Consider the following 6,659-nt stretch of genomic DNA (forward strand, 5'->3'; position numbering starts at 1 on the left):
GGCGGGTAGACAACACGCCTACGTTGGCTACATCACGGACAGCACCCTCTCGCCGGTCGAGCCTGTCGAGACCCACCTCCCCGCCCATACAGGCCCTCGCGAACTGCAGACGAGCTGGTCTCGACAAGCTTGACCAACGCGGGGCGGGTCGAGAAACGGCAACGATGGCTACACGAAAAGCAACACGATCTCGCTGGTCGAGCTTGTCGAGACCCACCTCCCCCACCGCACCACATCCTCGCGAACCGCGGGCCTGCTGGTCTCGACACGCTCGACCGACGCGGGGTACGTCGACCAGACGTCTACGAATACCGCATCCAAAACAGCAAAACGTCGCTGGTTGAGCCTGTCGAGACCCCCACTCCCTACCGCAACCAGGCCCTCGCGAGCCGCAGACGAGCCGGTCTCGACAAGCTCGACCAAAGCGGGGCGGGTGATAACACGCCTACGTCGGCCACATCACGGACAGCACAATCTCGCTCGTTGATCCTGTCGACACCACACTCCCCCACCGCAGGACATCCTCGGGAAACGCGGGCCTGCCGGTCTCGACTAACTCGACCAACGAGGAGTGCGTCGACGAGACGTCTACATTGGGCGCGCCCAAAATTGCAGCATCTCGCTGGTCGTGCTTGTCGAGACCAAGTCATGGGATTCTGCACAAACGACGAGGCTACTGGAGGACCAGTTTACAAAATGCGACTTCGCCCGCCATCGGGGGTCCGACCCGTCGATTTCGTCGATATTGGGGTGAATTTGGGTGGATTCTGACTTTTTCGAAATGCGGAAATGCTGCTTAGGATCGTTTCTGATGACGTGAAAATGGGTGTTTTCTAGTGGTTTCACGTGAAACATCCGCGCTGATTGGAGACGTTGGGGCGCTCTACAGGATTCCATCCGATCCGAGATTGCCGCATTGCAAGCTCGCCGGATCTCGACAAGCTCGATCAGCGGGATGGCCGGGCACACGCACCGGGTCGTAGGATCTCGACAGGCTCGATCAGCGAGGTGTCTGGGCTGGCACAACGAGTTGCCGGATCTCGAATAGCTCGATCAGCGGGATGGCCGGGCTGACACAACGGGTCGCGGGATCTCGACAAGCTCGATCAGTGAGATGGCTGAGCAGGCGCATCTGTTGCGGGATCTCGACAAGCTCGATCAGCGAGATGGCTAAGCAGGCGCACCTGTTGCGGGATACCAACAGGGCGAGATCAGCCGAGAGTGGACGTACGTGTAGCTATGTTTCACGTGAAACAGTGGGCTCGCTAGTTGGATCCGAAGCCCGGCTCGCCGAGTACACCGAGGATGCGGTTGAGATCGCCGATTGTGGCAAAATCAACTGTGATCTGGCCTTTTCGTGCGCCCAAGTTGATCTTGACGCGGGTATCGAGACGGTCACCGAGGTGTTCGGCGATCTCATCGAGGTGTCCCTGGCGCTTCCCCGGGGCCGGCTTGACGACAACCGGCTTCGGTCCTGCAGCAGCCGCTGCCTCTGCGGCGCGCACCGAGAGATCTTCGTTCACGATCTTGTCGGCCAGGCGCAGCATGCCGTCGAGGTCCCCCACCGAGAGAACGGCGCGAGCGTGTCCGGCAGAGAGAACCCCGGCCGCCACCCGCAGCTGAACGGATTCCGGCAGCTTCAGCAGGCGCAGGGTGTTGGTGATCTGCGGGCGGGAACGCCCGATCCGGCTCGCCAGTTCCTCCTGCGTGATGCCGAAGTCCGAGAGAAGCTGCTGATACGCGGATGCCTCTTCAAGCGGGTTCAGCTGGGCACGATGCAGATTCTCGAGAAGCGCGTCGCGCAGCATGTCGATGTCGGCGGTATCCCGCACGATCGCCGGGATGCTGTCGAGGCCGACTTCCTTGGTCGCGCGCAGGCGCCGCTCCCCCATGACCAGCTCGTACTTGCCCGGCTGCTCGGCGAGGGGCCGCACCACGATCGGCTGAAGCACTCCCACCTCACGGATGCTGTGCACCAGCTCGGCGAGGTCGTCTTCGTCGAAGACGCTGCGTGGCTGCACCGCGTTCGGAACGATGTCCGCAGGATTGAGGTGCGCGAGGCGTGCTCCGGGAACCGGGAGCAGCTCTGTGCCGGACTCGTCCGCCACAGCGGAGCCCGCCGCGGCCTCATCGTTTCGCACGGACCCGGCCGTGGACGAGGCGCCCGCAGTACCCTCTGCGTGCGGAACCTCGTTGTACGGGAAGAACACGTCGACAGGACGTGCCTGTGATGGGTTGTCCTGCACCGGGATCAGCGAGCCAATACCGCGGCCGAGGCCTGTGCGTTTCGCCATTACTGCGCATCTCCTGTTCGTGGAACGCCCCTGCGGGCGATTTCTGCCGCTGCTTCGAGGTAGGAGAGGGATCCTGCCGAGTTGAGGTCGTAACTGATGACGCTCTGACCGTAACTGGGCGCCTCAGAAACCCGCACAGAGCGCGGAATCAGGGTTTCGAGCACCTGTTTCGGGAAGTGATCGCGCACATCCTGCGCCACCTGGTTGGCCAGATTGGTTCTGCTGTCGTACATGGTGAGCAGGATCGTCGACACCACGAGCTGCGGGTTGAGATGCTTCTCGATCAGCTCGATGTTCTTCAACAGCTGACTGAGTCCCTCGAGGGCGTAGTACTCGCACTGAATCGGGATCAGGACCTCGCGCGCGGCAACGAACGCGTTGATGGTGAGCAGACCCAGCGACGGCGGGCAGTCGATGAAGACATAGTCGTACGGGTCCGTCATCTCCTTGATGTGCAGATCAAGGGCACGACGCAGCCGCTGCTCCCGCGCCACGAGCGAGACGAGCTCGATCTCGGCGCCGGCCAGGTGGATGGTGGCGGGCACGCAGTACAGGGCGCCGAACTCGGGACTCTTCTGTACGACATCCACCATGGGCAGGTCGTTGATGATGACGTCGTACACGCTGGCGGTCTCGGCGCGGTGTTCGACGCCGAGCGCCGTGGAGGCATTGCCCTGCGGGTCCAGGTCGATCACGAGCACCCGTGCGCCCTGGCGGGCGAGAGCAGCGGCCAGGTTCACGGCGGTCGTGGTCTTGCCCACTCCGCCCTTCTGGTTGGAGATCGTGATGACGCGCGTGCTCTCCGGCTTGGGGAGACGTTCGGCGGCGATCACCTGCCGCCGACGGGTCAGTTCTGAGATCTCCCGGGCCAAGGGGGTGCTGTTGTCGAGGCCGGAGCCGGGTGAGCCGGCCTGCTGGTCTTCGCCAGGATGTTTCACGTGAAACCTTTGCGTTCGACGATTGATGAGCCACCCGAGAGTGTTCCGCGAGCGATTCTCGGGAGGAGGAAGCGCCGCCTGGGACTACTCCACTGTAGCCCTAATGACCCGGGTGACGTCCTGCAGCACGCCCTCACCGAGGGTGAGAACCTCCACATTACGCAACCGGAAGCGTGCGATCGCCTTGGCCGCGTTGCTGACTTCTCCCGCGGCTCCCGCGCCCTTCATCACCACGAGTTCGCCACCGGGGCGCACGAGCGGGGCGGTGAGGGGAATCAGCGTCTTGAATGCGCTTACAGCGCGCGCGGTGACCTGGTCGAGCGGAGTCTGCAGACGCACATCCTCGGCCCGGGCACGCAGCACCGTGGCGTTGGTCAGGCCCAAAGCGGCGACCTGAGAGGTGAGCCAGGCGACCCGCCGCTCCATCGGTTCGATGAGGACGAACGACACATCCGGACGAGCGATCGCGAGCACCAGGCCGGGCAGACCGGCGCCGGATCCCACGTCGCCCACCAAACCTGGGCGCAGCAACGGCGCCACGATCGCGCAGTTGAGGATGTGCCGGCTCCAGAGCCGAGGCAATTCCAACGGACCGATCAGCCCGAGCTCTTCGCCCTGCTCCGCGAGGTGGCGGGTGAATTCCCGCGCCACCTCGATACGATCGCCGAACAGCGTGGCCGCCTCGGCCGGCTCGGCCTCGAGAGTGACTGTCACTGCGCTGGGTCAGACCGCGGTGATCACGGTGTGACGGTCGCGACCCTCGCCCTGAGATTCGGAGACGAATCCACGCTCCGAGACGATGTCGTGAACCAGCTTGCGCTCGTACGACGACATCGGGGGGAGGGAAGCCTCCGTTGCGCCGCCTTCGATGCGTTCGATCGCACGACCGACGAGGTCGGTCAGCTCGGCCTGGCGCGCTTCCCGCGAGCCACCGATGTCGAGGATCAGGCGGGAGAACGACCCGGTCTTGTTCTGAACGGCCAGTCGGGTGAGTTCCTGGAGTGCATTGACAGTGTCGGGCTTGGAGAGCAGGCGCAGGTTGCCCGGCTCGGAGGAATTGACCGAGAGGTAGGCACGGCCGTTGCGGGCGTCGATGTCGATATCGCCATCCAAGTCGCAGATATCGAGGAACTCCTCGATGTAGTCCGCGGCGATGTCGCCTTCCTGTTCCAGCTGACCGATGGTCGGCGCGGCCGGGGCCACGTCCTCCGCGGCGATCACGTCAGTGTTCTCAGTCACGTTGTCCATCCCTCTTACTTCTTGGGGCCGGTCTGCTTCTTGGCACGGTTCTTGCCGACGGGCTGCTGGCGCTGGGCCGGCTTCTTGACCTCATCAACAACAATGATGTCGCCATCCGTCGCAATGAGCTTGCCCTTGCGGGCCATGCGCTCCTCGCGGGCCTTGGCGGCCTCGCTGCCGGGCGTGGGCATGTTGCGGATGACAAGGAACTGCTGGGCCATGGTCCAGATGTTCGAGGTGAGCCAGTAGAACATGACACCGAGCGGGAAGGCCACACCGGAGAAGGCGAAGACGAGGGGCAGCAGGTACAACATGATCTTCTGCTGACGGAACATCGGGCTCGCCTTGGTTTCCGGCGACATGTTCTTGGAGACGATCTGCAGCTGGGTGATGAACTGCGACGCGGTCATCAGAATGACCATGGTGGCCGCAATGATCATGACCGAGAGGTTGAAGTCCGCTCCGGCCGTCATCAACGTCCACTGCTGGGCGAAGGTGTCGTGCAACGGAGCCCGCCCGAAGAGCGTGGCGTTGCCGAAGCTCGTCGCGAGCTCCTGGTTGAGCGGGCCCACACCGGCGTTGGACTTCTGGGCGTCATTGAGCACAGAGAAGAGGGCGAAGAAGATCGGCATCTGCAGCAGCAGCGGCAGGCAGGAGGCCAGCGGGTTGGTGCCCGTGCGCTTGTACAGCTCCATGGTCTCGCGGGACATGGCCTCGCGGGAGAACTGGTCCTTCTTGCCCTTGTACTTGTCCTGGATCTTCTTGAGCTGGGGGGCGACCTCCAGCATCTTGCGCTGGCTCTTGATCTGCCGCACGAAGATGGGGATCAGCGCTGCGCGCACCACCAGCACGAGGCCGACGATGGAAAGCACCCAAGTGATGCCGTCGTTCGGGTCGAGACCCACGTTGGAGAAGAGCCAGTGGAAGGCGACGAGCAGAAGCTCAACGGCCCATTTCAGCGGCCAGAGAATAGTGCCTATGAGGTCCATACGTGCGGGTCAGCCCTTTCCGTGGCTAAAGGAACTACAAATCCAAACGACGTCACCGTGAAGCGACGATGTCTTTTCAGGGGAACGTCATCGATTCCGCCCTCAGCCCAAGGGTGACAACGCAGAACCCGGCGTGCGGCGTAAAAAGAGCCGACGATCAGGCCATATTCCTGAACAGCGCCGAGGGCGTACGCCGAACACGAAGGGTAGTACCGGCAAACATCGCCGTATAGGGGCGAGATTACCGCGCGATAGACACGCAGCAGCAGCACCCCGAGATTTCGGGGCAGCAGATACAGCGTGGTCATCAGCTTCATCATCGGCCGCGTTGGCCCTTGACGAGTGCATTCGACAGCTCAGCCACGAGAACCGGCCAGCTCGCGCCGACCGATGTGGGTAGTGCTCGAAAAACGACCTCCGTCCCGGCAGGTACGCCAGGAAGGAGATCGAAACTTGCCGCTTTCATCCGACGCCTGATGCGGTTTCGGACCACCGCACCGCCAACGTTCTTGGCGACGATGAACCCGAACCGCACCGGAGTGGGTTCTTGGGTTCGCCGGAGGTACGCCACTGTGTGCGGGCCAACGACCCGCACACCTCGTCGAACGACAGCTTTGTAGTCGCTCCCGCTCGTGATGCGATTGGCGTGAGCGAGCACGGGAGTGCTTACGCGGAGAGTTCGGTGCGACCCTTGCGACGACGTGCACCAAGGATGGCGCGGCCGGCGCGGGTGCGCATACGAAGACGGAAACCGTGCACCTTCGCGCGACGACGGTTGTTCGGCTGGAACGTTCTCTTGCTCATTGTTCAATCTCCACGTATTGGATCTCCGCAGGCCTAAACGAGCGGCCGGGAAAGAGTGAGGTAGCCCACGGGCTGGGGTCAACTGATTAAAACTACGGCTTCGCTCGCCCGCGGTCAAACTGAAGAGGCCCAAACACACGATTCTGCCCACAGAATTCCCTTTTGCGGTACAGACACGCTGGTGTTTATCAAGCTAATTTGGCCTGACCGCCGGTCATTGACTACCGTGAGGACAAGTTATCCACAGGTTGTGGGTAAACCCTGAGAATCCAGTCGTTATTTGCCCACAGGCGGTGGATAACGTTGTGGATAAATCGTTCCGTTGACATTCTGTGTCGATGTCGATCTGTCCAACTCACGACGGCTCAGCGTCAAGATCAAGATTGTGGGGAACC

8 protein-coding genes are annotated in these 6,659 nt (G+C 62.5%); all 8 read right to left on the minus strand.

The features are described from left to right. Positions 1-1,265: 1,265 nt before the first annotated feature. Complete coding sequence (locus BJQ94_RS19350) at positions 1,266-2,294, minus strand: ParB/RepB/Spo0J family partition protein (protein ID WP_265398158.1); 1,029 nt, start codon at positions 2,292-2,294, stop codon at positions 1,266-1,268. After that, a complete protein-coding gene (locus BJQ94_RS19355) occupies positions 2,294-3,232 on the minus strand; it encodes a ParA family protein (protein WP_275875529.1) in 939 nt (312 codons plus the stop codon). Before BJQ94_RS19355 ends, BJQ94_RS19350 begins: the two co-directional genes overlap by 1 nt. Before the next feature lie 84 nt (positions 3,233-3,316). Further along, positions 3,317-3,946 (minus strand): 16S rRNA (guanine(527)-N(7))-methyltransferase RsmG, encoded by a 630-nt coding sequence (gene rsmG / locus BJQ94_RS19360; protein WP_265398159.1) that lies wholly within the window; start codon positions 3,944-3,946, stop codon positions 3,317-3,319. Positions 3,947-3,955: 9 nt separating this feature from the next. Then, the gene (locus tag BJQ94_RS19365; RefSeq protein ID WP_265398160.1) at positions 3,956-4,480 is read right to left on the minus strand and encodes a R3H domain-containing nucleic acid-binding protein; all 525 of its coding nucleotides are present in this window, start codon (positions 4,478-4,480) and stop codon (positions 3,956-3,958) included. 5 nt (positions 4,481-4,485) lie between these two features. After that, positions 4,486-5,460, minus strand: a complete 975-nt coding sequence (yidC, locus tag BJQ94_RS19370) for a membrane protein insertase YidC (RefSeq protein ID WP_265398162.1) — start codon at positions 5,458-5,460, stop codon at positions 4,486-4,488. Beyond that, a complete protein-coding gene (gene yidD, locus BJQ94_RS19375) occupies positions 5,448-5,780 on the minus strand; it encodes a membrane protein insertion efficiency factor YidD (protein WP_265398163.1) in 333 nt (110 codons plus the stop codon). The genes yidC and yidD overlap by 13 nt, the downstream gene beginning before the upstream one ends. Next, positions 5,777-6,118 carry a ribonuclease P protein component gene (gene rnpA / locus BJQ94_RS19380; RefSeq protein ID WP_265398164.1) on the minus strand — a complete coding sequence of 114 codons (342 nt, stop codon included), beginning with the start codon at positions 6,116-6,118 and terminating at the stop codon, positions 5,777-5,779. Before rnpA ends, yidD begins: the two co-directional genes overlap by 4 nt. Positions 6,119-6,126: 8 nt before the next feature. Further along, complete coding sequence (rpmH, locus tag BJQ94_RS19385; RefSeq protein ID WP_010204566.1) at positions 6,127-6,264, minus strand: 50S ribosomal protein L34; 138 nt, start codon at positions 6,262-6,264, stop codon at positions 6,127-6,129. Positions 6,265-6,659: the final 395 nt, after the last annotated feature.

The organism is Cryobacterium sp. SO2, assembly GCF_026151165.2.
In the GTDB taxonomy this organism is placed as follows: Bacteria; Actinomycetota; Actinomycetes; order Actinomycetales; family Microbacteriaceae; genus Cryobacterium.

Excerpts from the sequence above, each read along its gene's own strand:
- BJQ94_RS19350 (WP_265398158.1), bottom strand. The coding sequence starts at position 2,294 with ATGGCGAAACGCACAGGCCTCGGCCGCGGTATTGGCTCGCTGATCCCG.
- yidC (WP_265398162.1), bottom strand. The coding sequence starts at position 5,460 with ATGGACCTCATAGGCACTATTCTCTGGCCGCTGAAATGGGCCGTTGAG.
- BJQ94_RS19365 (WP_265398160.1), bottom strand. The coding sequence starts at position 4,480 with ATGGACAACGTGACTGAGAACACTGACGTGATCGCCGCGGAGGACGTG.
- rpmH (WP_010204566.1), bottom strand. The coding sequence starts at position 6,264 with ATGAGCAAGAGAACGTTCCAGCCGAACAACCGTCGTCGCGCGAAGGTG.
- yidD (WP_265398163.1), bottom strand. The coding sequence starts at position 5,780 with ATGATGAAGCTGATGACCACGCTGTATCTGCTGCCCCGAAATCTCGGG.